This window comes from Nocardia sp. alder85J (genome assembly GCF_020176955.2).
Classification (GTDB): domain Bacteria; phylum Actinomycetota; class Actinomycetes; order Mycobacteriales; family Mycobacteriaceae; genus Nocardia.
In genome coordinates this window covers 546024-569679 of the sequence record NZ_JAIUCZ020000003.1, presented here as the reverse complement: position 1 = coordinate 569679, position 23656 = coordinate 546024, and the positions used below count along the sequence as shown (strand labels likewise).

The 23656-nt window shown below is 68.9% G+C and carries 22 protein-coding genes, 1 tRNA gene and 1 pseudogene; 18 read left to right on the top strand and 6 right to left on the bottom strand.

The window, feature by feature from the left end; translation table 11 throughout:
- The first annotated feature begins 14 nt into the window (after positions 1-14).
- From LBW94_RS13795 to LBW94_RS13745, 11 genes and pseudogenes are all read left to right on the top strand, one after another.
- A complete protein-coding gene (locus tag LBW94_RS13795; RefSeq protein ID WP_225054043.1) occupies positions 15-917 on the top strand; it encodes a 3-oxoacyl-ACP reductase in 903 nt (300 codons plus the stop codon).
- 354 nt (positions 918-1271) lie between these two features.
- The gene (locus LBW94_RS13790; protein ID WP_225054044.1) at positions 1272-2036 is read left to right on the top strand and encodes an MlaE family ABC transporter permease; all 765 of its coding nucleotides are present in this window, start codon (positions 1272-1274) and stop codon (positions 2034-2036) included.
- Between the two features lie 4 nt (positions 2037-2040).
- Positions 2041-2892, top strand: coding sequence for an MlaE family ABC transporter permease (locus LBW94_RS13785; RefSeq protein WP_225054046.1), 852 nt, complete (start codon positions 2041-2043; stop codon positions 2890-2892).
- Positions 2893-2894: 2 nt separating this feature from the next.
- On the top strand, positions 2895-4112 hold the full coding sequence (locus tag LBW94_RS13780; RefSeq protein WP_416276882.1) for an MCE family protein: 1218 nt from the start codon (positions 2895-2897) through the stop codon (positions 4110-4112).
- A gap of 2 nt (positions 4113-4114) precedes the next feature.
- Positions 4115-5140, top strand: a complete 1026-nt coding sequence (locus LBW94_RS13775; protein WP_225054435.1) for an MCE family protein — start codon at positions 4115-4117, stop codon at positions 5138-5140.
- Positions 5137-6201, top strand: a complete 1065-nt coding sequence (locus tag LBW94_RS13770) for an MCE family protein (RefSeq protein WP_225054048.1) — start codon at positions 5137-5139, stop codon at positions 6199-6201. Before LBW94_RS13775 ends, LBW94_RS13770 begins: the two co-directional genes overlap by 4 nt.
- Positions 6198-7481 carry an MCE family protein gene (locus LBW94_RS13765; protein ID WP_225054049.1) on the top strand — a complete coding sequence of 428 codons (1284 nt, stop codon included), beginning with the start codon at positions 6198-6200 and terminating at the stop codon, positions 7479-7481. Before LBW94_RS13770 ends, LBW94_RS13765 begins: the two co-directional genes overlap by 4 nt.
- Positions 7478-8701: pseudogene (locus LBW94_RS13760) on the top strand (MCE family protein); the annotation flags it as partial. The gene LBW94_RS13765 and the pseudogene LBW94_RS13760, both read left to right, overlap by 4 nt.
- 209 nt (positions 8702-8910) lie before the next feature.
- Complete coding sequence (locus LBW94_RS13755) at positions 8911-10326, top strand: MCE family protein (protein WP_225054051.1); 1416 nt, start codon at positions 8911-8913, stop codon at positions 10324-10326.
- Positions 10323-11471, top strand: a complete 1149-nt coding sequence (locus LBW94_RS13750) for a hypothetical protein (protein WP_225054052.1) — start codon at positions 10323-10325, stop codon at positions 11469-11471. Before LBW94_RS13755 ends, LBW94_RS13750 begins: the two co-directional genes overlap by 4 nt.
- Positions 11468-11959 carry a h domain protein gene (locus LBW94_RS13745; protein ID WP_225054054.1) on the top strand — a complete coding sequence of 164 codons (492 nt, stop codon included), beginning with the start codon at positions 11468-11470 and terminating at the stop codon, positions 11957-11959. The genes LBW94_RS13750 and LBW94_RS13745 overlap by 4 nt, the downstream gene beginning before the upstream one ends.
- 146 nt (positions 11960-12105) lie before the next feature.
- Here LBW94_RS13745 and LBW94_RS13740 read toward each other — a convergent pair whose 3' ends face one another.
- Both LBW94_RS13740 and LBW94_RS13735 read right to left on the bottom strand, forming a co-directional pair.
- Positions 12106-13635 (bottom strand): alpha,alpha-trehalose-phosphate synthase (UDP-forming), encoded by a 1530-nt coding sequence (locus tag LBW94_RS13740; protein ID WP_225054055.1) that lies wholly within the window; start codon positions 13633-13635, stop codon positions 12106-12108.
- An 88-nt stretch (positions 13636-13723) separates the two neighbouring features.
- Entirely contained in the window at positions 13724-13891 is a 168-nt protein-coding gene (locus LBW94_RS13735; RefSeq protein ID WP_225054057.1) for a hypothetical protein, read from the bottom strand.
- A gap of 217 nt (positions 13892-14108) precedes the next feature.
- On the opposite strand from LBW94_RS13735, the gene LBW94_RS13730 reads away from it, so the two are divergent.
- The 5 genes from LBW94_RS13730 to LBW94_RS13710 all read left to right on the top strand — a co-directional run bounded on the left by LBW94_RS13730 (position 14109) and on the right by LBW94_RS13710 (position 17967).
- Positions 14109-14948, top strand: coding sequence for an alpha/beta fold hydrolase (locus tag LBW94_RS13730; RefSeq protein ID WP_225054059.1), 840 nt, complete (start codon positions 14109-14111; stop codon positions 14946-14948).
- A gap of 115 nt (positions 14949-15063) precedes the next feature.
- The gene (locus LBW94_RS13725; protein WP_019931522.1) at positions 15064-15306 is read left to right on the top strand and encodes an MbtH family protein; all 243 of its coding nucleotides are present in this window, start codon (positions 15064-15066) and stop codon (positions 15304-15306) included.
- 145 nt (positions 15307-15451) lie between these two features.
- Positions 15452-15526 (top strand) — tRNA-Thr (locus LBW94_RS13720).
- A 186-nt stretch (positions 15527-15712) separates the two neighbouring features.
- Positions 15713-16444 (top strand): response regulator transcription factor, encoded by a 732-nt coding sequence (locus LBW94_RS13715; RefSeq protein ID WP_225054060.1) that lies wholly within the window; start codon positions 15713-15715, stop codon positions 16442-16444.
- Positions 16441-17967 (top strand): sensor histidine kinase, encoded by a 1527-nt coding sequence (locus LBW94_RS13710; protein ID WP_225054062.1) that lies wholly within the window; start codon positions 16441-16443, stop codon positions 17965-17967. The genes LBW94_RS13715 and LBW94_RS13710 overlap by 4 nt, the downstream gene beginning before the upstream one ends.
- Here LBW94_RS13710 and LBW94_RS13705 read toward each other — a convergent pair.
- From LBW94_RS13705 to LBW94_RS13695, 3 genes are all read right to left on the bottom strand, one after another.
- On the bottom strand, positions 17936-18259 hold the full coding sequence (locus LBW94_RS13705; protein ID WP_225054063.1) for a hypothetical protein: 324 nt from the start codon (positions 18257-18259) through the stop codon (positions 17936-17938). The genes LBW94_RS13710 and LBW94_RS13705 overlap by 32 nt on opposite strands.
- Before the next feature lie 39 nt (positions 18260-18298).
- Entirely contained in the window at positions 18299-19354 is a 1056-nt protein-coding gene (locus LBW94_RS13700; RefSeq protein ID WP_225054065.1) for a phosphatidylinositol 4-kinase, read from the bottom strand.
- 69 nt (positions 19355-19423) lie between these two features.
- Complete coding sequence (locus LBW94_RS13695; RefSeq protein ID WP_225054066.1) at positions 19424-19849, bottom strand: HIT family protein; 426 nt, start codon at positions 19847-19849, stop codon at positions 19424-19426.
- Positions 19850-19951: 102 nt separating this feature from the next.
- Here LBW94_RS13695 and purD point away from each other — a divergent pair, with 102 nt between their 5' ends.
- On the top strand, positions 19952-21229 hold the full coding sequence (gene purD, locus LBW94_RS13690; RefSeq protein ID WP_225054068.1) for a phosphoribosylamine--glycine ligase: 1278 nt from the start codon (positions 19952-19954) through the stop codon (positions 21227-21229).
- Positions 21230-21311: 82 nt separating this feature from the next.
- Here the strand turns inward: purD and LBW94_RS13685 are convergent, their stop codons facing one another.
- Complete coding sequence (locus tag LBW94_RS13685; RefSeq protein WP_225054069.1) at positions 21312-22349, bottom strand: M23 family metallopeptidase; 1038 nt, start codon at positions 22347-22349, stop codon at positions 21312-21314.
- Positions 22350-22459: 110 nt separating this feature from the next.
- Between LBW94_RS13685 and LBW94_RS13680 the strand changes: the two genes are divergently transcribed.
- Complete coding sequence (locus LBW94_RS13680; RefSeq protein ID WP_225054071.1) at positions 22460-23614, top strand: pyridoxal phosphate-dependent aminotransferase; 1155 nt, start codon at positions 22460-22462, stop codon at positions 23612-23614.
- Positions 23615-23656: the final 42 nt, after the last annotated feature.

The window sequence follows — 23656 nt, the reverse complement described above, 5'->3', positions numbered from 1 at the left end:
CTAAAGTCGGGCTCGTGAGCGAGCATGACGTGGACCTGTCCGGTCGAGTGGCGATTGTGACCGGGGCCGGTGCGGGCCTGGGGCGGGCGGAGGCGCTCGCGCTGGCCCGTGCGGGCGCCGCGGTGGTGGTGAACGACCTCGCCGAGGGTGCGGCCGTCGAGTCCACCCTGGCCGCCATCCGGGGCCTCGGCGTGAAGGCCGAATTCGTGGCCGGCAGCGTGGCGGAGCGCGCCACGGCCGATGCATTGATCCGAACGGCGGAGGAAACGTTCGGCGGCGTGGATATCGTCGTCAACAACGCTGGAATTACGAGGGATCGAATGCTTTTTAATATGTCCGACGAGGATTGGGACGCGGTCATCGCGGTCCATCTGCGCGGGCATTTCCTGTTGTCGCGCAATGCCGCCGCGTACTGGCGTGGCAAGTCCAAAGAATCGGGTGCTCCGGTGTACGGCCGGTTGATCAACACCGCCTCGGAGGCGGGTTTGACCGGTTCGCCCGGACAGGCCAACTATGCGGCCGCGAAGGCGGGAATCACGGCGCTGACGGTGGCGGCGGCGCGCGGTCTGTCCCGGCTCGGGGTGCGGGCCAATGCCATCTGCCCGCGGGCGCGTACGGCGATGACCGAGCAGGCGTTCGGGGCCGCGCCGGACGGCGAGGTGGATCCGCTGTCGCCCGAACATGTCGCCCGGCTGGTCGCCTACTTGGCCGCACCGGCCGCCGACACGATCAACGGCCAGGTCTTCCTGGTGTTCGGCCCGACCGTGGCGCTGATGGCGCCGCCGCAGGTGGAACATCGGTTCGAGGCGGCGGGCGCGCAGTGGTCCACCGCCGAACTGGCCGGGGCGCTGGGTACGCACTTCGCGGACCGGCCCGCCGAGCAACTCTTCTCCTCGCTCGAAGCGCTGCGATTCTGAGCAATTCCACCGGCGCGACGCGGTGATGTGTGCTCGCATGGCGGTGTGGTGAAGTTCGCCTGTTTCCGGGTGAAGCCGGTCTGTGATCGCCGATTCCCGGTTGATCGGCGGTCGGGACCTTGGTAGACATGGGTCGATGACGCACGGTTTCCGCTCGGTTTACTGTACGCCGTATGAACATGTTCCAGTCTGCCATGCGAAGTTGCCGATAAAGGTACAGTTCGAAAATGAGAATTCACCTTCACATAGCAGGGTGAACGTGTTCTACTTGTGAGGGTTGGCGGGGCTCGCGGAGACCGCTACCGGGGATTTCGATGCGTAGTGTTGCGCAGCACGGCAAGGAGGAATCGCGGAATGAACGAGGTCCTTGCCGTCCCGTTACGAGCGGTCGGCGGGTTCTTCGAACTCACCGCCGACGTGGCCCGCGCGGCGGTCCGGCGGCCCTTCCAGCGGCGCGAATTCATCGATCAGGCCTGGTTCGTCGCGCGGGTCTCGATCGTTCCCACTCTGCTGGTGGCGATCCCGTTCACCGTGCTGGTGAGCTTCACCCTCAACATCCTGCTGCGCGAGATCGGCGCGGCCGATCTGTCCGGCGCGGGTGCGGCTTTCGGCTCGATCACGCAGGTCGGGCCGATCGTGACGGTGCTGATCGTGGCCGGCGCCGGCGCCACCGCCATCTGCGCGGATCTGGGCGCCCGCACCATCCGCGAGGAGATCGACGCGATGCGGGTGCTCGGCATCGACCCGATCCACCGGCTGGTGGTGCCCCGGGTGCTGGCCTCGATGTTCGTGGCGGCCCTGCTGAACGGGCTGGTCTCCACGATCGGCATCCTCGGCGGCTTCCTCTTCTCGGTCTTCCTGCAAGGCGTCAATCCCGGTGCGTTCGTGAACGGCATCACACTGCTGACGCATCTGCCGGAGCTGGTGATCTCGGAGGTGAAGGCCACGATGTTCGGTCTGGTGGCCGGGCTGACGGCCTGCTACCTGGGCCTCAACGTGAAGGGCGGGCCCAAGAGCGTGGGCGACGCGGTCAATCAAACGGTGGTGTTCTCCTTCATGGCCCTGTTCGTGGTCAATGTCGTGGTCACCGCCGTCGGGATCAAGTTCACAGCGCGGTGACGGTATGGCCTTCGTGATCGAATCCAGGTTCCCGCGTACGGTACGACGAGTGCGCAGGTTGTCCGATTCCCTCGATGGCGTCGGGCGGCAGGCACAGTTCTACGGCCGCTCGCTGGCGTCGGTGCCGCGCGCGCTGCTGCACTACCGTGCCGAGACCATCCGGCTGATCGCCGAGATCAGCATGGGCACCGGGGCGCTGGCGGTCATCGGCGGCACGGTGGTCATCGTCGGCTTCCTCACCCTCTTCGCCGGCGGCACCATCGCGGTGCAGGGCTACAGCTCACTCGGCAACATCGGCGTCGAGGCGCTCACCGGCTTCTTCGCCGCCTTCATCAACGTCCGGATAGCGGCGCCGGTGATCTCCGGCATCGGCCTGGCCGCCACCATCGGCGCCGGCGCCACCGCACAACTCGGCGCGATGCGGGTGGCCGAGGAGATCGACGCGCTGGAATCCATGGCCATCAGGCCGGTGCCGTTCCTGGTCGGCACCCGGGTGCTGGCCGGGATGATCGCGATCGTCCCGCTGTACGCGCTGGCGGTGATCGCCGCCTTCGTCGCGAGCCGATTCGCCACCGTCGACATCAACCATCAGTCGGGCGGGGTCTATGACCACTACTTCTCGACGTTCCTGATCCCCAGCGACATTCTCTGGTCCTTCGTCCAGGCGATCTTCATGGCCCTGGCGGTCATGCTGATCCACACCTACTACGGCTATCACGCCACCGGCGGTCCCGTCGGCGTCGGCGTCGCGGTCGGCAACGCGGTGCGCGCGTCGCTGGTCGCGGTGGTGACGGTGACCCTGCTGGTCTCGCTGGCCATCTACGGCACCACCGGCAACTTCCATCTCTCGGGGTAGGTATGGCGGCGAACAAATTGGTCGAAAAAGACGGCGCGGGAAAGATTTTCGGCGCCGGCTGGGGTGTGAAGCTGGCCGGGCTGGGCATGGTCCTGAGCCTGGTGGCGATCGTCGCGGTCGCGCTGACCATGTTCGCGGGCGGGTTCACGTCCACGGACGCCGTCTATATCGACACCCCCCGCGCCGGGCTGGTGCTCGACCCGGATGCCAAGGTGAAGATCCGGGGCGTGGAGATCGGCCGGGTGAAGACCGTGTCCTACGCCGGTGACCAGGCCCGACTGCAACTGGCCATCGATCCGGATCAGCTGAAGCTGGTGCCCGCCAACGCCACCGTCGACATCCGCTCCACCACGGTGTTCGGTGCGAAGTACGTGAACTTCACCGCACCGGACCAGCCGTCGGCCGACCATCTGCGGCCCGGGACCACGGTGTCCGCGCAGGCCGTGACGGTCGAATTCAACACGCTGTTCGAGCATCTCAGCGACGTGCTGGCGAAGGTGCAGCCGGAGAAGCTGAATGCGACGCTGACCGCCCTCGGCACCGCGCTCCAGGGCCGCGGCGACGAGCTGGGGCAGCTGCTGGCCTCCTCGGATCAGTATCTGCGCGACATCAATCCGAGCCTGCCGGACCTGCAACGGGACTTGCGGACCTCGGCCCCGGTCACCGAGCTGTATGCCGACACCGCCCCGGATCTGCTGAAGACCACCGACAACGCCGCGGTGACGGGCAGGACGATCGTGCAGCACCGCGACGATCTGGACGCGGTGCTGCTGAACGTGATCGGACTGGCCGACACCACCGGATCGGTGCTGCGCGACAACGAGACCCAGCTGGACAGCGCGCTGGAACTGCTGCGGCCCACCGCCGCCCTGCTCGACGAATACAGTCCGGCGCTGTACTGCCTGGTCACCGGCGTGGCGAACGCACTGCCGGTGGCGAATCAGATCTTCGGCGGGCTCGGGCCGTACGTGACCCTGGACGCCAGCTTCATGCCCGGCGGCGAACCGTACAAATATCCGAAGGATCTGCCGAAGGTGAACGCCACCGGTGGCCCGCACTGCGAGGGCATCCTGGACCGGGTGCCGGGCAGTCATTCCAACTACCTGGTCACCGACACCTCCGAGGGAGAGGTGTGGACGCCGGGTCTGGACTCGCATTCGAACGGAGCCAGGGTGTTCCAAGTGCTGTTCGCCGGATTGCCGGGGGTGCCCAACCCATGAGCATGAAACCACACGCCACCTCGGTGAAGCTCGGCATCTTCACGCTGGTGATGCTGCTCGTGCTGGGCCTGCTGGCGGTGATCTTCAGCCAGATGCGGTTCGCCCGGGAGAACGGGTACCACGCGGTGTTCACCAGTTCGTCCGGCATGCTGCCCGGCGCCAAGGTGCGGATCGCGGGCGTACCCGTCGGCTCGGTGAAACGGGTGTCGGTGGGCCGGGATCACCTCGCGCATGTCGATTTCGACGTCGACCGGCAGTACCGGCTGTACACCAGCACCCAGGCGACCATCCGCTACGAGAATCTGGTCGGCGACCGGTACCTGGAACTGCTGGAGGGACCCGGTACCGCCCAGGCGATGTCGTCCGGCGGCACCATCGGCGTCGACCGGACCAAGCCCGCGCTGGATCTGGACCTGCTGCTCGGCGGCTTCAAACCACTGCTGCGCGGACTGGATCCGGCGCAGGTCAACGATCTGACCGAGGCGCTGCTACAGGTGTTCCAGGGGCAGGGCGGCACGCTGGTGGCGTTGCTGAACAGTTCCGGATCGTTCGCGAAGACGCTCGCGGATCGGGACACGCTGATCGGCAGCGTCATCGACAACCTGAAGACGGTGCTGGCGACGCTGGACGACCGCGACAAGGAATTCGATACCACGCTCACCGAACTCCAGCGGCTGATCAGCGGACTGGCCGCGGACAAGGATCCGATCGGCGCCGCGCTGCCCCGGCTGGCCGGCGCCACCGGCGATCTCACCGCGCTGTTGCAGGAGGCGCGCCCGGATCTGAAGGCCGATTTCGACAACCTCGGCGCGGTCGCGGGCAATCTGGACGAGAAGTCCGCCGATGTGCAATGGGTGCTGGACAAGCTGCCGGACACCTACAAGAAACTGGTCCGCATCGGCTCCTACGGGTCGTTCCTGAACATGTACGTCTGCGGCACCAACTTCCTGATCGACGGCCCGGACGGTAAGCCGATGCACGTGAACCTGCCCGGACTACAGACCACCGGGAGGTGTTCGGACCAGTGAGCGAGCAGCGTGCCCCTCTGACCACCATCGGCATCATCGGTGTCGTCGTCGCGGCCACCGTGTCGCTGTCGGCCCTGCAATTCGATCGGTTGCCGTTCATCCGGTCCGGCGCCGAGCACTCCGCCTACTTCGCCGACGCCGGCGGACTGATGCCCGGTGATCCGGTCCAGGTGGCGGGCGTGCGCTCCGGGCGGGTCGACACGGTACGGCTGGACGGCGCGAAGGTGCTGGTGACCTTCAGCCTGGACGAGTCGATCGAACTGGGCGCGCAGACCACCGCCGCGATCAAGACCAACACCGTACTCGGCCGCAAATCGCTCGAGGTGGTGCCGACCGGACCCGGCCGGATCCGGGGCGACGATCCGATTCCGTTGGCGCGCACCACTTCTCCGTACTCGCTCAACGACGCGCTCAGTGATCTGGCCGGTACCGTGAAGGGGTTGGACACCGACAGGGTGAACCAGACCCTGGACGCGCTGTCCGGCGCCTTCGCCGACACCCCGGCCCCGCTGCGCGGCGCGCTCGACGGGATCACCGCGCTGTCGCGCAGTCTCAACGCCCGCGATCAGGCGCTGACCGAATTGCTCTCGCACGCACAGGATGTCACCAAGGTGCTGGCGAGTCGCGCGGATCAGATCAACGCGTTGCTGCTGGACGGCAACGATCTGCTCGGCGAGCTGAACGCCCGGCGTACCGCGCTGAGCCAGCTGATCGTGAACGTGAACGGACTGGCGCAGCAGCTCAGCGGATTCGTCGCCGACAACGAGGCGCAGCTGAAACCCACACTGGACAAACTGAATTCGGTGCTGGCGCTGTTACAGCGGAACAAGGACAACCTGGGCAAGGCGCTCGACGCGCTGGGCCCGTTCGCGGCGGCGCTGGGGGAGCAGGTCGGCAGCGGACCGTATTTCCAGGCGTATGTCTCCAATGCCACCAGCCTCACGCTGCGGGTGCTGGTGGACGCGCTGGTCTGGCCGGATCACGTGCCGGAATCGCTGAACGACTACATCAACCATCCGCCGCTGTCGGTCGGCCCGTCGATCCAGGAGCCGCCACGATGAGCGTCGCCACGAGAATCAGGCAGTCGCGCGCGGGCCGGTTACCGCGCTGGGTGCGGATCACCGCGGGCGTGGTGGTGGTCGCGCTGGTCGGCTGGGGCGCCTACGGGGTGCTCTCCGATCTCGGCCGAACCCATGTCACCGCGTACTTCACCAGTACCAACGGGCTCTACGCCGGGGACCAGGTGCGGGTGCTCGGGGTGCAGGTCGGCCGCATCGACTCCATCCAGCCGGGTCCGGACCGCGCGAAGGTCACCATCACGGTGAATCGCGGCATCGACATCCCCGCCGCCGCGCGGGCGGTGATCGTCTCGCCGTCGCTGGTGTCGGCGCGGTTCATCCAGCTGGCCCCGGCATATACCGGCGGCCCGAAGCTGCGCGATCACGCCGAGATCCCGATCGACCGCACCGCGGTCCCGGTGGAATGGGACGACATCAAGGCCGAACTGTCGAAGCTGTCGCAGGCGCTCGGGCCGATCGGCACCGACCAGCAGGGCTCCTTCGGGCGTTTCGTGAACACCGCCGCCGACAATCTCGCCGACGGCAACGCCCAGGCGTTGCGCGACACCCTGCGCGAACTGTCCAGCACGCTCGACACACTCTCGGACGGGCGCACCGACCTGTTCGGCACCCTGCGCAACCTGCAACAGTTCGTCGACGTGCTGTCCAAGAGCAACGACCAGATCGTGCAGTTCGGCGGCCGGCTGGCCTCGGTGTCCTCGGTGCTGTCCGGGGTGTCCACGGATCTCGGTGCGGGACTGGACAATCTGGATTCCGCGGTCGCCGACGTGAAGCGGTTCCTGGACGAGCGCGGCGGACAGTTGACCGAGAGCGTGCAACGCCTGGCCGACGCCACCCAGGTGCTCGCCGACAAGCGCGGCGACCTGGAACGGGTGCTGCACGCGGGGCCGTCGGCGCTGGCGAACTTCTACCAGATCTACAAGCCCGCGCAGGGCTCGCTCACCGGCGCGGTGGTCGGCGTGAACGCGGCCAATCCGTTCGCCTTCCTGTGCGGCGCGGTCGAGGGCATCGAGAATCACGACTCCGACCGCTCCGGCGCGCTGTGCCGCCAGTACCTGGCCCCGGTGATCCAGTCGCTGATGATGAATTATCCACCGCTGCTGGTGAATCCGGCGTCCGGGCAGGGCGCGTTCCCGAGTCAGCTCACCTACAGCACGCCCGACCTGGCCGGCCGGTTGCAGCAGCAGAACGCACCGGCGGCCACGCCGGTCGCCGTGCCCACGGACTTCCTGGGCCTCGCGATCCCGGGAGGCGCGCGATGAACACCCGACGGCGGACCCGGCTGGCCGGTGTCATGATCGGCCTGGCGGTACTGCTGACCGCCACCGGATGTCAGTGGGACGGTCTGAACACGCTGCCGATGCCCGGTGCGGCCGGCACCGGCGCGGGCTCCTGGCAGGTGCGCGTCCGGATGCCGAACGTCACCACCCTGACCAGGAATTCGCCGGTGAAGGTGGACGACGTCACCGTCGGCACGGTCACCGACATCCAGGTGGAGGGCTGGCACGCGCTGGTCACGGCGAGTCTGGACAAGGGCGTGCAACTGCCTGCGAACGCCGTCGCCCGGATCGGCCAGACCAGCCTGCTGGGTAGTAACCACCTCGAACTTGCGCCGCCGAAAGATGTTGCGCCACAGGGGCAACTGCACAACGGTGACGTGATCCCGCTGGATCGCGCGGGCGACTACCCGACCACCGAGCAGGTGCTGTCCTCGCTGTCGGTGGTACTCAACGGCGGCGGTATCTCGCAACTGGAGACGATCACCCACGAGCTGGACGCCACCTTCCACGGGCGCCAGGACGCCATTCGTGACCTGCTGCCCCAATTGACCACGCTGACAACGACATTGGATCAGCAGACCGGCGACATCATCGCCGCCATGAGCGGGCTGGACCGGTTCGCCGGCGTGCTGGCCCGGCAGCGCGACGACGTCACCACCGCGATCACGCAGATCCACCCGGCGCTCACCGTGCTCGCCGATCGCCGCGAGAACATCACCAAAACCCTGACCGCCCTGGGCGGTCTGAGCGATGTGGTGCAGCGGATCATCGCCGCCTCCGGTGCGAACCTTACCGCCGACCTGGCTCATCTGCGGCCGGCCCTGCAGTCGCTGGCGGCCACCGGCACCCAGCTGGCCGACTCGTTGCAGATCCTGCTCACCTTCCCGTTCCCGATGAAGAATCTCGACCGGGCATTGAAGGGCGACTACTTGAATCTGCTGATGACGGTGGATCTCACCGGCGCGCGGCTGGATTCCAACTTCCTCACCGGGACACCGCTCGGCGGCCGGTTCGGCGGGGTCGAGGGCGCGCTCGGCGCGTTCGCGGGCACCACCGCCGAGGGCAAGGGCGATCCGGTGACCGGACCGTTGCAACCGCCGCCACCCGCACCGCCGCCGACCCCGACCATTCCCGGGCTGCCGCCGATTCCGGGACTGCCCGCGATTCCGGGACTGACCGTTCCCGGTGGGCCGCAGGCGCCTGCCGCGGGCCCCGCGCCGGATGCGGCATCCCCGCCGTCGCCGGATCCGGCTGCGCCGCAGTCGCCTGCTGATGCGGTTGCGCCACGGTCGCCTGCTGATGCGGTTGCGCCACGGTCGCCTGCTGATGCGGTTGCGCCGCGGTCGCCTGCTGATGCGGCTGCGCCGCGGTCGCCTGCTGATGCGGCTGCGCCGCAGGGAGGTACGGATCGATGAAGCTCACCGGATTCGTGCGGACCCAGCTGATCGTCTTCTCGGTGCTGACCCTCGTCGGCCTGATCGTCATGGCCGGCACCTACATTCAGCTGCCCGCCATGTTCGGGATCGGCCGCTACGGGGTCACCGTGCGGTTGCAGGCGACCGGCGGGCTGTACCCCACGGCGAACGTGGCCTACCGCGGCACCGATATCGGCAAGGTGACCGCCGTGCGGCTCACCCCGTCCGGGGTGGACGCGGTGCTGTCCCTCGACAGCGACTACAAGGTGCCCAGCGACAGCGACGCCTATGTGCGCAGCGTCTCGGCGATCGGCGAGCAGTACGTGGATCTGGTGCCCGCCGACCACCCGCAGGGCGGCAACCTGCACAACGGCTCGGTGATCGAGGTCGATCGCACCCGGCTGCCGCAGGACGTGGGTGCCATGCTGGACCAGGCCGACCGGCTGCTGACCAGCGTGGCCGACACCAAACTGCGCGAGGTCATCGACGACGCCTTCGTCGCTTTCAACGGCGCGGGGCCGGACCTGCAGAAGTTCATCGACTCCGCCTCGCTGCTGGTGCAGGAGGCGCAGGCGAACACCGGCCAGACCAAGGATCTGCTGGCGAGGATCGGGCCGCTGCTCGACACCCAGAACCAGTCGGCGGATTCGATCCGGAACTGGACCCGCGATCTCGCGACGGTGACCGACCAACTGCGGCAGCATGATCCGTCGCTGGGGCAACTGCTGGAGCGGACCCCGTCGGCGGCGCAGCAGGTGAGTTCCACCTTCCAGCAGCTGAAACCGACACTGCCGCTGCTGTTGTCGAATCTGGTCAGCGTCGGGCAGGTGGGGGTCACGTATCACGCGGGGCTGGAACAGATCCTGGTGATCTATCCGCCGCTGGTCGCCGCGCTGCTGACGGTGGTGCGCGGTCCGGCCGAATACGGCGCCGTGGTCGACTTCATGCTCGGCCTCAACGACCCACCCGGCTGCCTCACCGGCTTCCTGCCGCCCAGCCAGTGGCGGGCGCCCACCGCGACCGACCACCCCGACATCCAGGGCGATCTGTACTGCAAGGTGCCGCAGGACGCCAAGGAGGCCGTGCGCGGCATCCGCAACACACCGTGCGCCGACGTACCCGGTAAACGCGCGCCGACCCCGGAGCTGTGCCACGACCCGGAGGGGTACGTTCCGGAGGGGGACAACCCGCCGTTCCAGACGCCCGCCCCGGCCGCCGCGCCGCCGCCGGACGACCGGCCCGGCGACCCGGGGACGACCCATCCGGCGGCCGTCTCCACGTCCCGAGACCCGGCGAGCGGCACGTTCGTCGGCCCGGACGGCCGCACCTACCACCAAGGCGACGTCGGTCCCGACGGATCCGGCACGGTACCGTCCACCTGGCAGGCGATGTTCGAGGAGCCACTGCGATGAGCGACAGCAGAACGAACAGCGGACGAGCCCGGCGGCGCGCGAGCCGTCAGGCGGGCCCGGTCGACGGCCATGTCGAGGCCGCACCGCCGTCCACCGCCGCTGCCGAGTCGGCAGCCGCCGCGCCCGGGACCTCGGCGGGCACCGGATCGGTGCCGGCGACGCCTGTGGTGCCGCCTGCTGCCGAGTCGACGGCGTCCGGGGCCGTCACGCCGTCCACCGTCACGCCGTCTGCCGCCCCCGTGTCGGCCGCCACCGCGGCTGCCGAACCCGTGGTCCCGGCCGATTTCCGGCAAGCGACCATCGTGCCTACCGTCCCGGACGGCGGGCGATCGCCGATGTCCCAGGGCGCCGCTCGGGAGGGGACCGTCGCGCCGGGCTCGGCGAAATCGGACCCCCCGACCACCGGTGAACGCCGCGCGACGGAGCAGGTCGCCGGAGATGACAGTGCCGGGCCGCCCGCCGACGCGACGGACGACCCGACCGTGCGGGGCGGTGAGGTGGTGGATGCCGACGGGGCCGACGACGATGCCGCCGATCAGGGCTGGACCTACGTCGACCTCGCACTGTCCGATCGCCGGATCCCCGCGCGGCAGGCCGACGCGGCGCCGGCCCTGGCCGATCCCACCACCGACATCCGCAGCGAGCCCCGGCGCAGTCTGGGTGTGCTGGGCTGGGCTGCCACGGTGGTCACGGTGTTGTCGTTGGTGCTGCTGCTGGGCGCCGGCGGTGTCGCCATTTATCACCAGCGGCACGCGGACGCGATGTCCGACCGGCGCACCGAGTATGTGCAGACCGCCAAGCAGGCCATTCTCAATCTGACCAACATCCAGGACGACACCGCGTCCGCGGATATCGACCGGGTGCTCTCGGTCGCCTCCGGGCAGTTGAAGGCCGAATACTCCTCGCAGAAGGACGCGTACGCGAAGGTCGTGCAGCAGGCCAAGGTGAAGGCGCACGGCGAGATCGTGGAGGCGGCGCTGGAGAGCGACAGCGCCGATACCGCCAAGGTGCTGGTCGCCGCGACGCAGACGCTCACCAACGCCGGTTCGACCGAGCCGCAGCAGCGCACCTATCGCTTCCGGGTCACGCTGAACCGCGACGGCAACGGCACCGTCACCGCATCCGAAGTGGAGTTCGTGGCATGAACATCGAAACCAGGCGGATCACACTCGTGGTCACGGCGGTCGTGCTGTTCCTCGCCGCCGTCACCGTGTCCTCCGGCGTCGGCTACAAGTTCTGGACGGATCGGCGGACCGAGCAGGCACGGGCCGCCTCCTCCACCGTGGCGCAGCGCACGCTGGAGGCGATCTTCACCTACGACTACCACACCGTCGACACCGAATTGCCCAAGGCCGCCAACAATCTCACCCCGAGCTTCCGCGGTGACTACCTCACCCTGATCACCAAGGACATCGCGCCCGCCGCGAAGCAGAAGGAGCTGACGGTGCGGGCGACCGCCGAGGCGGTCGGAGTGATCTCCACCCAGCCCTCGCACGCGGTGGTGCTGGTGTACCTGAATCAGGTGACCACCGGCAAGGATTCGCCGCAGGGCTCGGTGCTGGGCACCCGGGTACGGGTCAGCCTGGACAAGGACGGCGGGCAGTGGCTGGTCGGGAAGATCGACCCGATCTAGTCGCCGCCCGGCTCACCCCGCCCCGGTCACCAATTCGCAGGCTCGACAGGCACGTTCGCGGCCCGTCTCGGTCCTGGACCGACCGGAGGAGGGAAGGACCGAGACTCAGGGGCCGCGAACCCGCCGGAGCGAAGCGAAGGCCGATATTACGGCTCGTCGTCGCTGAGTAGTGCGCTGCCCGCTACCCGGTCCTGTGCCAATGCTTCCAGGAAGGCCCGCGCCCACCGGTCCACGTCGTGGGTGAGCACCTGCCGCCGCAGCGCTCGCATCCGGCGGCGGCGGGTGTCGGCGTCGTCGCCGATGGCGTGCAGGATCGCCTCCTTGACGCTCTCCAGATCGTGTGGGTTGCACAGGTAGGACTGCCGCAATTCCGCTGCCGCGCCGGTGAATTCGCTGAGCACCAGGGCGCCGTTGAGGCCGCTGTGGCAGGCTACGTACTCCTTGGCGACCAGGTTCATGCCGTCGCGCAGCGGCGTCACCAGCATCACGTCCGCGGCGACGAAGAACGACACCAGTTCCTCGCGCGGGATCGGCCGGTGCAGATAGTGCACGAACGGGTAACCGACCCGGGAGAATTCGCCGTTGATGCGGCCCACCTGGCGCTCGATGTCGCCGCGCATCTGGATGTAGCTCTCCACCCGCTCCCGGCTCGGGGTGGCCAGCTGCACCATCACCGTCTCGGCCGGGTCGATCTTGCTCTCCTGCAACAACTCCTCCAGCGCGGCCAGCCGGATGTCGATGCCCTTGGTGTAGTCCAGCCGGTCGACGCCGAGCAGGATGTTCTTCGGATTGCCCAGTTCCGCGCGGATCTGCGCGCCGCGCTCGCGTACCGAGCGCCGCCGGGAGTACTCGTCCAGCTCCGCCGACGCGATCGAGATCGGGAACGCACCCACCCGGACGGTGCGGAAACCCACCTGCACCACACCCATTTTCGCGCGCACGCCGATGGTGCCGCGCGAGGTCGGTTGCCCGGCAAGCCTTCTCGCCAGGTACAGGAAGTTCTGCGCACCGCCGGGGAGGTGGAAGCCGATCAGATCGGCGCCGAGCAGCCCTTCGACCAGCTCTGTGCGCCAAGGCATCTGGAGGAACAACTCGATCGGCGGGAACGGGATGTGCAGGAAGAAGCCGATGGTCAGATCCGGCCGCAGCATGCGCAGCATCTTCGGCACCAGCTGCAACTGGTAGTCCTGCACCCACACCGTCGCGCCCTCGGCGGCCACCTTGGCGGTGTACTCGGCGAACCGGCGGTTCACGTCGACGTACGCGGTCCACCAGCGGCGGTGGTACTCCGGACGCACGATGACGTCGTGGTAGAGCGGCCACAGCGTGCCGTTGGAGAAGCCCTCGTAGTAGTCGGCCACCTCCTCCGCCGACAGCGGCACCGGGTACAGCTCCAGGCCGTCCTCGATGATCGGGTCGACATCGACATCGGGCACGCCGGCCCAGCCGACCCAGGCGCCGTTGTTGCTGCGCAACACCGGTTCCAGTGCCGTCACCAGACCGCCGGGGCTGCGCTTCCAGCGCTTGGTGCCGTCCGGCAGCCGTTCCAGATCGACCGGCAGGCGGTTGGCGACCACCACGAATCCGGAACCGGCGTCGTTACCCCGGTGGACCGTCTCGGCGGCATCGCCGTCCGGCTGCTCGGGCAGGGATAGGTCGGTCGGGGATTGGCTCATCTGGTCCACTGCTCGATCCTCCGGTCGCCGGGCCGTGTCGGCGTTGAAGTTGTGCGGTGCGGGCAGGTCTCCGGCGGAGACCGTGCGATTAGTCGCCGCGGCCGTTGGGAGCGATACCCAGCATCGACAGCAGCATGCGGCATTCGTCGGCGTCGGTGGCGTAGGCGGCCACCACGCGCTGGGCCTGCCGGGCCGTCTCGTCCGCCAGCGGCTCCAGATCGTCGTCCGCGATGTCGTTGGCGCCCTTCGCGGCCATCGGCGTGTCCTCTCGGCTCGGGCTGTGATCGCACAGCTCGGAATATGACGGTTACTCGAGAGTCCATGGTATCGGGCGGCGACCTGGGTACCGTCCCCTCGGGGATACCTCGCCCCGAACTGCAACGGCCGCAACGTCCGGGCGAAACACCGGCGGGCGGTCTACCTATACCGTTGGGTAAGGAAAGCAGAAGGTAGCAGAAAGGGTCCGAAGCATCATGCCGTTGGCCACGGTGAACGGAATCTCGCTCAACTATCAGGTGAAGGGCGACAGGGCGAAGGGCACCGACACCAAGGGCGCGGCGCCGCTGGTCGTGCTGATCATGGGCACCGGTAGTCCGGGCCGGGTGTGGGAGCTGCATCAGGTGCCCGCGCTGCTGGCCGCCGGATACCGGGTGTGCACCTTCGACAATCGCGGCATCGCGCCGTCCTTCGAATCCACGGCAGGCATCGCGATCGAGGACATGGTCGCCGACACCGCCGCACTGATCGAACTCCTCGACGAGGGCCCGGCGCTGGTGGCCGGCACCTCGATGGGCGCGCGCGTCACCCAGGAACTGGCGCTGGCCCGCCCCGACCTGGTCCGCAAGGCCGTGTTTCTGGCCGGTCACGCCCGCCTCGACCTGTTCCAGAAGACGTTGTCGGCCGGTGAGCACGAACTCGACGCCAGCGGGGTGCGCATGCCCGCCAAATACGATGCCGCGCTCACCGCAGTGATGAATCTCTCGCCGGCCACCCTCGCCGATCCGAACGCCGCCCGGGACTGGCTGGATCTGTTCGAGTTCACCGGCGGACCGGTGAGTCCCGGGGTGCGCGCGCAGCGGCGGATGGACCACGAGTTCGATCGGTTGCAGGCCTATCGCGGCATCCGGGTGCCGTGTCTTTCCATCGGTTTCGCCGACGATCGGATGATTCCGGCATACCTCTCCCGAGAGCTCGCGGAGGCCATTCCCGGTGCCCGCTACCAGGAGATTCCCGACGCGGGGCACTACGGCTACCTGGAGCGACCGGAGGCCGTGAACAAGGTTTTGCTGGATTTCTTCGCAGGCTCCAGGTAACCGTGACTGTCGTAGCCTCGACCTTGCTAGGGTCGACAGACGCGTCACGGGGTCAGCCCCAGGTCGGACCCCCGACCGCGTATCCGTACACAGCGCCAGTATCCAGTGAGGTGAGATGAGCACCAACCCCTTCGACGACGAGGACGGCCGCTTCTTCGTTCTGGTCAACGATGAAGAGCAGCATTCGCTGTGGCCGGCTTTCGCCGAGGTCCCGGCAGGATGGCGAGTGGTTTTCGGCGAGGACAGCCGGGCTGCCTGCGTCGAGTACGTGGAAAAGAACTGGACCGACATGCGGCCGAAGAGCCTGCGCGACGCCATGGCGGCCGACGACGCCGCCCGGCAAGCCGCGCAGTCCTGAGCCGCGTCACCGAGTAGAGATCCAAGGTACTGCGCGGACATCGCGTGGGCCGGTCGCTCCCGGCGGTCGGCCCACGCCGATCCGGGCCGGTACCTCCATCTTTTCGGGGCTGCGGGTCACCCCGGTTATGATTGGCCCGCTTTCCGCCTCCTTAGCTCAGTGGTAGAGCACTCGCCTTGTAAGCGAAAGGTCGTCAGTTCAATCCTGACAGGAGGCTCCACGAGGGGTTGCCCAGTGGTCACGCGGGGTCGCTGCGCGGTAGCGGTAGTCGATTCCGGCCTGGTCCGGGCGTGTTCCGGGGTCTGACCGGGCTGACAGGAGGCTCGGACCCGAGGGGGAGGCGGCTCGCAGGAAACTCCCAGAGAAGGTTCAGCGACTTCCCGATGGTACGGGGCACGATTGTCCTATGAATGGTGCAGCCGACCGAACCCCAGAGGCCCGAGTGCTCGTGGTCGACGACGAACCGATGATCGTCGAGCTCATCTCGGTGAGCCTGCGTTATCAGGGCTTCGAGGTCGCCACCGCCGGTAATGGCGCGGAGGGGCTGGACAAGGCGAAGAGCTTCCGGCCCGACGCGATGATCGTCGACGTCATGATGCCCGGCATGGACGGGTTCGGACTGTTGCGCCGGTTGCGTGCCGACGGGATCGACGCCCCCGTGCTGTTCCTCACCGCGCGCGACGAGGTCGAGGACAAGGTGACCGGGCTGACGCTGGGCGCCGACGACTACGTCACCAAGCCGTTCAGTCTCGAGGAGGTGGTGGCGCGGCTGCGGGTGATCCTGCGCCGCTCCGGTCACGTGGTCGAGGAGCAGAAGTCGTCCCGGCTGCGGTTCGAGGACATCGAACTGGACGACGACACCCACGAGGTGTGGAAGGCGGGGGAGCCGGTGTCGTTGTCGCCGACCGAGTTCACCCTGCTGCGGTACTTCATGGTGAACGCGGGCACGGTGCTGAGCAAGCCGCGCATCCTCGATCACGTGTGGCGCTACGACTTCGGCGGCGAGGTGGGCGTCGTCGAAACCTATGTGTCGTACCTGCGCAAGAAGGTCGACACCGGACCGGACCGGCTGATCCACACGCTGCGCGGTGTCGGGTACGTGATGCGGGCGCCCAGCCGGAGCAAGTCTGCGAGATGAGCACCCAGGTCGACGCGGCCGCGGCCACCCCGGCAACCGCGACAGGCCCGCCGTCCGCGTCATCGACACACCGGTCTCGATCGATCGCCCACCTGGTCTGGTCGAAGTTCACCGCCGTTCCACTGCGGATCACGTTGGTACTGGCGCTGGTTCTGCTGTCGAGTCTCGGATTGCTGGTCTCCGGGGTCGCGGTCACGTCCTCGATGCACCGGGTCCTGCTCGAGCGGGTCGATCGGCAGCTCGACGAGGCGTCGCACACCTTCGCCCGGCCGACGCTCCAGCCGGCGCCGGCGCCGGAACAGCCCCCGCGTGGTGAGCGTCCGCCGACCCTGTTCTATGTGCACATCCTCGATCCGTCCGGCAATCTGCGCACCGAATTCCTCTCCGGCACCACGATTCCGGCCATTCCCGACGATCTCGATCGGCATCCCCGGACCATCGGGACGGTCGGCAATCCGGACGAGCACTGGCGGGCGATGCGGGTCGTCGGTCCCGACGGCTCGATCAGCATCGTGGCGCTGCGCCTGGACGAGATCGACAACACCATCGATCGCCTGATCGGCCTGCAAGTGGTGATCGGGGTCATCGTGCTCGCCGCGCTGGCGGTGGTCGCCCAGTTCGCGATCCGCCGCAGCCTGCGACCACTGCGCGAGGTGGAGAAGACCGCCGCCTCGATCGCCGGTGGCGACCTGCACCGCCGGGTTCCGGTGCGCGGCACCAACACCGAGGTGGATCTGCTGTCGCAGTCGCTGAACGGCATGCTGTCGCAGATCCAGCAGGCGTTCGCCGCCACCGAGGCCTCCGAGGAGGCGGCTCGCCGGTCCGAGGCCAAGATGCGGCGGTTCATCGCCGACGCCAGCCACGAACTGCGCACCCCGCTGACCACCATCAAGGGTTTCGCCGAGCTGTACCGGCAGGGCGCGATGGCCGATCCGGACATGTTCATGAACCGCATCGAGCGCGAGGCCAACCGGATGGGCGTGCTGGTCGAGGACCTGCTGATGCTGGCCCGGCTGGATGCACAACGTCCGCTGGACCGCCGTCCGGTCGATCTGCTGGCCCTGGCCAGCGACGCGGTGCACAGCGCCCGCGCGGTCGACGCCGCCCGCCGCCCCGACGGCCCGCCCCGCCCGATCGACCTGGTGATCCGCTCCGGCGCGGGCACCCTGGAACTGGCCGGCGACGAGGCCCGGCTGCGTCAGGTGCTGGGCAATCTGGTCAACAACGCCCTCATCCACACCCCGCCGGAGGCCGCGGTGGAGGTCCGCCTGACCCCCGCCGTCGACGAGGTCCTGATCGAGGTCGCCGACACCGGTCCGGGCCTGGCCCCGGACCAGGCCGAGCGCATCTTCGAGCGCTTCTACCGCACCGACTCGTCCCGCAGCCGTGACAGCGGCGGCACCGGCCTGGGCCTGTCCATCGTCCAGGCCCTGGTGGCCGCCCACGGCGGCACGGTCACCGTCCGCAGCGCCCCCGGCGAGGGCACCACCTTCACCGTCCGGCTGCCGCGCCAGGGGCAGTGACGCTCCACGGGGTCGCCGGCGGTACGGGACTCTCGTCGACCAGTTGGTAGTAGCTCAGCGGGATCGGTTGGAGCAGCGCGCGCAGAAAGCCGGGGCCGTCGTCAGGCAGGACGCGTCGAGCCTGTTCGATCTCGACTCCGTGGTCGAACCACTCCTGCGCGAGCCGGCAGCCGCCGGGACCGAGGATCGTCAGCTCCGCCCGGGTACCCGCCAACCGGAACTCGGCCACTCGCTCCGGTCTGCCGGATCCGATGTCGTACAGGCCGACCACGATCGGGGTGTGTGCTGCCATGACCAACGGTAACGGTGGACCGAGTCGGTGGTCCATCGTCTACCTCTGGCTGTACACGGTGATCCGGCCCGGCCAGGCGTCACCCGTGATCATGCCGTGGTCGGCGATCTCCTGGAGCCGCGCCAGAGCGCCGTTCACGGCGTCCGGGTGCAGATCGAGATCCTCCAGCGCGCTGCGGAGCTGCGCCGGGTCGACCGCGGTGACCTGGTTCAGCACCTCCTCGCTGAGCGGTTCGTACCGGTAGGTGTGGACGAATTCCGACATGATGCCCACCTGCGGGTCCGGTGACTCCGGAAAGGTGAGTCCGTGGTCGATGGCCACCAGGTCACCGGACGCCGTGGTCCGATAATTGGGGCCGTACCGATCCGTGTTGCCGATGACGTAGTCGAGCACTGCCATCCGTTCCTGTTGCACGCGCGGATAGTCGGCTATCGCCCGTCCCTCGGTCGATTGGACCAGTTGCTGCAACGATCCGCTGCCGAGCGGGCCGTCGACCAGTGCCGTCGGCGGTACCAGGCCGAATTGCAGCAGTTCGTCGGTGCGGGCCGCGGCGACCTCGCGCTTGGCTTGTTCCCCGACGTCGTTCGGAATACCTTCTCGCATGTTCTGGCGTTCGCGTCCGGCCGGTTTGTAGATCCCGAGTTCGCCGTCGTCCGATCGCATCGCCAGCGCCGGTCGGCGATTCAGCTGTGGCCGGGCGCCCACTGGTCGTATCGGTTGGGTCCGGGCGCCGACCGCCACGGCTGCGTCGGGATCCTCGACCAGCCCGGTACGGGTCCGCATCGCCGACTCGGCCGGGCTCGGCCGATAGGCCCGCCCGGAGCCGATATCCGCGTGGGATGCGGTCGAGTCGCGAGTGGCGGCGCCACCTCCCGTGGGGATCGTCACCGCATCGTGGTCGGTCGCGGTGTCACGCACGGAGAATTCGGTGGCGGGAAATGCGTGGGCCTCGCTGGCCAGCGTGGTCTCGCGAACCTCACGCACACCGGTGCCGATCGTCCGGGGCACGCGCTCGGCAGCGACCGCGGCGTCGTCGGTGACCTTCGTCAAGCGCCGCGTGACGCGGCTCAAGAGCTCCTCCAACCGGCCGACCATGTGATCATGATCGGCCGTAACGGATTCTCCGGCCAGTGCACCGCCTCGGTGCCGGGCCGCGGCGTGCGGCTAGGCGGGGACGTTGGCGCCGTGGCCGAGGTCGCGGAGGGCCTGCTTGATCCTGGCCTGGGCTTCGTCGAGGGATTCCTTGCTCGGATCCTGGTCGGCGCCGGAGATGTTGAAATCGCCCAGGTCGAAGGCGGGGAAGACGTGGACGTGCAGGTGGGGGACCTCGAGGCCGGCGATCAGCAGGCCCGCGCGGGGGGCGTCCCAGGCGGTGCGGACGGCCTGCCCGACGGTCTGGGCGACCGCCATCAGGCGGGCGAAGGTGGCGGGGTCGAGGTCCTGCCATTGGTCGATCTCCGCGCGGGGAACGATCAGGGTGTGGCCCTGGGTGACGGGGGCGATGGTGAGGAAGCCGACGAATTCGTCGTCCTCGTAGACGAAGCGTCCGGGCAACTGACCGGCGATGATCGCACTGAAAACGGAAGCCATGGTGGGTATTCTGCCGTCCCCGCGCGGCCCGCGCCGGAGGCACCCGGGGTGGGTGGGCGATACCTGTCGGGGTGGCCGGCGACGTCACCTAAGCTGTCTGCCGTGCGCGTACTCGTGATCGGCTCCGGAGCCCGTGAACACGCCCTCGTGCTGGCCCTGCGCCGGGACCTCGGGGTGCGGGCGGTGTTCGCCGCCCCCGGTAATCCGGGGATGTCGCCGGCGGCCGAGTTGCGGCCGGTCGATCCGGTCAACGCCGAGGCCGTGGTGGCGCTGGCCCGGGAGGTGGCGGCGGACCTCGTGGTGATCGGCCCGGAGGTGCCGTTGGTGCTCGGGGTCGCCGACGCGGTGCGCGCGGCGGGGATCGCCTGTTTCGGGCCGTCGGCCGCCGCGGCGCGGATCGAGGGGTCGAAGGCGTTCGCGAAGGACGTCATGGCCGCCGCGGGGGTGCGCACCGCGCACAGCGAGGTGGTCGATCATCCCGGCGAGCTGGACGCGGCGCTGGATCGGTTCGGGCCCACCTGGGTGGTGAAGGACGACGGGCTGGCCGCGGGGAAGGGCGTCGTGGTCACCGCCGATCGACTGGCCGCCCGCGATCACGGCGCCGAACTGCTCGAGCAGGGGCATCCGGTGTTGCTGGAGTCCTTCCTGGACGGGCCCGAGGTGTCGCTGTTCTGTCTGGTCGACGGCGAGACCGTGGTGCCGTTGCTGCCCGCGCAGGACCACAAGCGGGTCGGCGACGGCGATACCGGGCCCAACACCGGCGGCATGGGCGCCTACACCCCGCTGCCCTGGCTGTCCGCCGCGACCGTCGCGGAGATCGTCGACGATGTCGTGAAACCCGTTGCCGCCGAGATGGTTCGCCGTGGCGTGCCGTTCTCGGGGCTGCTGTACGCCGGGCTCGCGATCGGCCAGGCCGGTCCCGCGGTGGTCGAATTCAACTGCCGCTTCGGTGATCCGGAGACCCAGGCGGTGCTGGCGCTGCTGGACAGCCCGCTCGGTGAGGTGTTGTACGCGACCGCCACCGGCACCCTCGACCGGTCGCAGCCGCTGCGCTGGCGGTCCGGCGCCGCGATCACCGTGGTGCTGGCCGCCGAGAACTATCCGGGCCGCCCCCGCACCGGCGACGTGATCACCGGCACCGAGAACGCCGAGCCCGATACCGAGGTGCTGCACGCGGGTACCGCGCTGCGCGCCGACGGCGCCCTGGTGTCGGCCGGCGGCCGCGTGCTCAACGTCGTCGCCGTCGGCGCCGATCTCGCCGAGGCGCGCGGTCGCGCCTACGACCGGTTGGCGGGCGTGAAACTGCCCGGCGCGCACTGCCGTACCGATATCGCGCTGGCGGCGGTGGAGGACCGCATCTCCGTCCCGTCCCGGGTCTGACGCACGGCACGCGATTTCCGTATCGCCGTGACCGGGGCCCGTGCTCGTCGCCCGGAGAGCGGTGCGGCGTCGCCGCGCGGGGTCAGGACAGTGGAATGCCGTGCAGGGCCAGCCACGGCTGCGGGTCGACGTGCTGCCCGTTGATCAGCACCTCGAAATGCAGGTGCGGGCCGGTGGAATCGCCGCGGTTGCCGACGCGGGCGATCTGCTGACCGGCGTGGACGCGTTCGCCGACGGAGACCGAGAAGTCGTACATGTGGCCGTAGACGGTGATGGTGCCGTCGTCGTGGCGGAGGCGCACCCACAGTCCGAAGCCCTGGGCGGGTCCGGCGTCGATGACCGTGCCGTCGGCGACGGCGTAGATCGGCGAGCCGATCGGCGCCGCGATATCGACGCCGTAATGGAAAGTGCCCCAGCGGTTTCCGTATCCGGAGGTGAACACCCCGCGGGCGGGCAGGGCGTAGCCGCCGAGGCCGGGTGCGAGGCCGGGGAGACTGCCGGGACCGGGTAGCCAGGGAGCAGGGCGTCCGGCCGCCGCGGCGGCGGCCTCGGCCTTGGCGCGTTCCAGGGTGGCGCGGGAGGCAGCGGCCACCACCTGGGATTCACGGATGCGCTCGCCGTTGTCGATGGCGTCGAGATAGCGCCGCGCCGATTCCGGTGCGGCCTGGTTCTCCACCCCGTACGCGATCGGGATGCGTTGTGTCGCACCGACTTCCAGAGCCATATCGACCGTACCCGGGGGCCGGGCATCGGCCGTGGCGAGAATCGCGGTGCAGCACAGGCCGATCAGCAGGGCCCGGTGCGTTTCGGCGAAGCGCCGGACCCGGTGCGCCGAATCCCGGCCCGCCGCACGCCAATCCCGGGTGCGGACGGTGTGCGAGAGCCGTCGCGCGTCGTGCCACCGGCGTCGCACCCGGCGCTCGAGGCGTTGTGTGCGCTGCCGGAGCCGTCGCGCATGATGCCGGGGGTGTCGTGCGTACCGCCACAGCAGGGCCGCTGCGGCCCACAGTCGTGCGGCGAGCCTCCGGACACGGCCCGCCAGGTCCCGCATCCGCGCTCGCGGCGTCGGCGGCGGGGGCTGCGAGCGCCAGTCGGGGCGGACCACTACCACCGTGCGCACCCCCTGAACCGCGTCGCTCGATGCCCGGTCCGGACATACCGCCGACCATAACAGGACGGTCTCGCGACCGGGGGTGAGCCGGTGTGCGGGCGTGTTCTACCGTCGACCGGGTGCGCAGTGAATCGCTTCGATCCACCATTCCGACCTTCTACGTCATGGACGTCTGGAAGGCGGCTGCCGAACGGGCCCGTACCCACGGTGACGTCCTGGTGCTCGCCGCCGGGCAGCCGTCCACCCCCGCCCCGGCGCCGGTGCTGCGGGCCACCAAACTGGCGATCGACAACGAACTGCTCGGCTACACCGAGACCTTCGGTATCCCGGAGCTGCGCGAGGCGATCGCGGGGTACCACCGCGACGGCTACGGTGTCGCGGTGACAGCCGACGACGTGGTGGTCACCACCGGATCCTCCGGTGCTTTCACGCTGATCTTCCTGGCCGCCTTCGACGCGGGCGACACCGTGGCGGTGGTCCGGCCCGGTTATCCGGCCTACCGCAACACGCTCACCGCGCTGGGCTGCCGGGTGGTGGAGTTGGACGGCGGGCCGCAGACCCGCTTCCAGCCCACGGTGACCATGCTGGAGGAGCTGGACCAGCCGCCCGCGGGCCTGATCGTGGCCAGCCCGGCCAATCCGACCGGCACCATGATCGACCCGGACGAACTGGCCGCGCTGGCGCGCTGGTGCGATGCCCACGGCACCCTGCTGATCTCGGACGAGATCTACCACGGGATCACCTACGCCGACACCGAACCGACCGCCTCGGCCTGGCAGACCTCGCGGGATTCGGTGGTGGTGGGCTCGGTGTCGAAGTACTTCTCGATGACCGGCTGGCGGCTGGGCTGGATGCTGGCGCCCGCCCGGCTGCGCCCGGCGTTGCAGCGGCTGGCCTCGAACATGACGGTGTGCCCGCCGGCGGTGTCGCAGTACGCCGCGGTGCACGCGTTCGATCCGGAGTCCCGCGTCGAACTGGACCGGCACGTGCGGCGCTACGCACAGAACCGGTCGCTGTTGCTCGACGGTCTGCCGAAACTGGGCATCACCGAACTGGCGCCGGCCGACGGCGCCTTCTACGCCTACGCGGACATCGCGCATCTGACCGATGATTCGACGCGCTGGTGTGCCGATCTGTTGTCGCACACCGGAGTCGCGCTCGCACCGGGAATCGATTTCGACACCGAGAACGGAAACCATACGGTCCGCATTTCCTTTGCCGGCGCCACGGCCGATATCGAGGAGGCGCTGGTCCGGATGGGGCGCTTTGTGTGACATCCGTCGCATCGGACTGCCCAGTCCCGCAAAGACTTTCCG

Excerpts from the sequence above, each read along its gene's own strand:
- LBW94_RS13775 (WP_225054435.1), top strand. The coding sequence starts at position 4,115 with ATGAAACCACACGCCACCTCGGTGAAGCTCGGCATCTTCACGCTGGTG.
- LBW94_RS13695 (WP_225054066.1), bottom strand. The coding sequence starts at position 19,849 with ATGGCTTCCGTTTTCAGTGCGATCATCGCCGGTCAGTTGCCCGGACGC.
- LBW94_RS13745 (WP_225054054.1), top strand. The coding sequence starts at position 11,468 with ATGAACATCGAAACCAGGCGGATCACACTCGTGGTCACGGCGGTCGTG.
- LBW94_RS13710 (WP_225054062.1), top strand. The coding sequence starts at position 16,441 with ATGAGCACCCAGGTCGACGCGGCCGCGGCCACCCCGGCAACCGCGACA.
- LBW94_RS13780 (WP_416276882.1), top strand. The coding sequence starts at position 2,895 with ATGGCGGCGAACAAATTGGTCGAAAAAGACGGCGCGGGAAAGATTTTC.
- LBW94_RS13740 (WP_225054055.1), bottom strand. The coding sequence starts at position 13,635 with ATGAGCCAATCCCCGACCGACCTATCCCTGCCCGAGCAGCCGGACGGC.
- LBW94_RS13715 (WP_225054060.1), top strand. The coding sequence starts at position 15,713 with ATGAATGGTGCAGCCGACCGAACCCCAGAGGCCCGAGTGCTCGTGGTC.
- LBW94_RS13705 (WP_225054063.1), bottom strand. The coding sequence starts at position 18,259 with ATGGCAGCACACACCCCGATCGTGGTCGGCCTGTACGACATCGGATCC.
- LBW94_RS13765 (WP_225054049.1), top strand. The coding sequence starts at position 6,198 with ATGAGCGTCGCCACGAGAATCAGGCAGTCGCGCGCGGGCCGGTTACCG.
- LBW94_RS13750 (WP_225054052.1), top strand. The coding sequence starts at position 10,323 with ATGAGCGACAGCAGAACGAACAGCGGACGAGCCCGGCGGCGCGCGAGC.
- LBW94_RS13730 (WP_225054059.1), top strand. The coding sequence starts at position 14,109 with ATGCCGTTGGCCACGGTGAACGGAATCTCGCTCAACTATCAGGTGAAG.
- LBW94_RS13735 (WP_225054057.1), bottom strand. The coding sequence starts at position 13,891 with ATGGCCGCGAAGGGCGCCAACGACATCGCGGACGACGATCTGGAGCCG.
- LBW94_RS13725 (WP_019931522.1), top strand. The coding sequence starts at position 15,064 with ATGAGCACCAACCCCTTCGACGACGAGGACGGCCGCTTCTTCGTTCTG.
- LBW94_RS13700 (WP_225054065.1), bottom strand. The coding sequence starts at position 19,354 with ATGGTCGGCCGGTTGGAGGAGCTCTTGAGCCGCGTCACGCGGCGCTTG.
- LBW94_RS13755 (WP_225054051.1), top strand. The coding sequence starts at position 8,911 with ATGAAGCTCACCGGATTCGTGCGGACCCAGCTGATCGTCTTCTCGGTG.
- LBW94_RS13785 (WP_225054046.1), top strand. The coding sequence starts at position 2,041 with ATGGCCTTCGTGATCGAATCCAGGTTCCCGCGTACGGTACGACGAGTG.
- LBW94_RS13790 (WP_225054044.1), top strand. The coding sequence starts at position 1,272 with ATGAACGAGGTCCTTGCCGTCCCGTTACGAGCGGTCGGCGGGTTCTTC.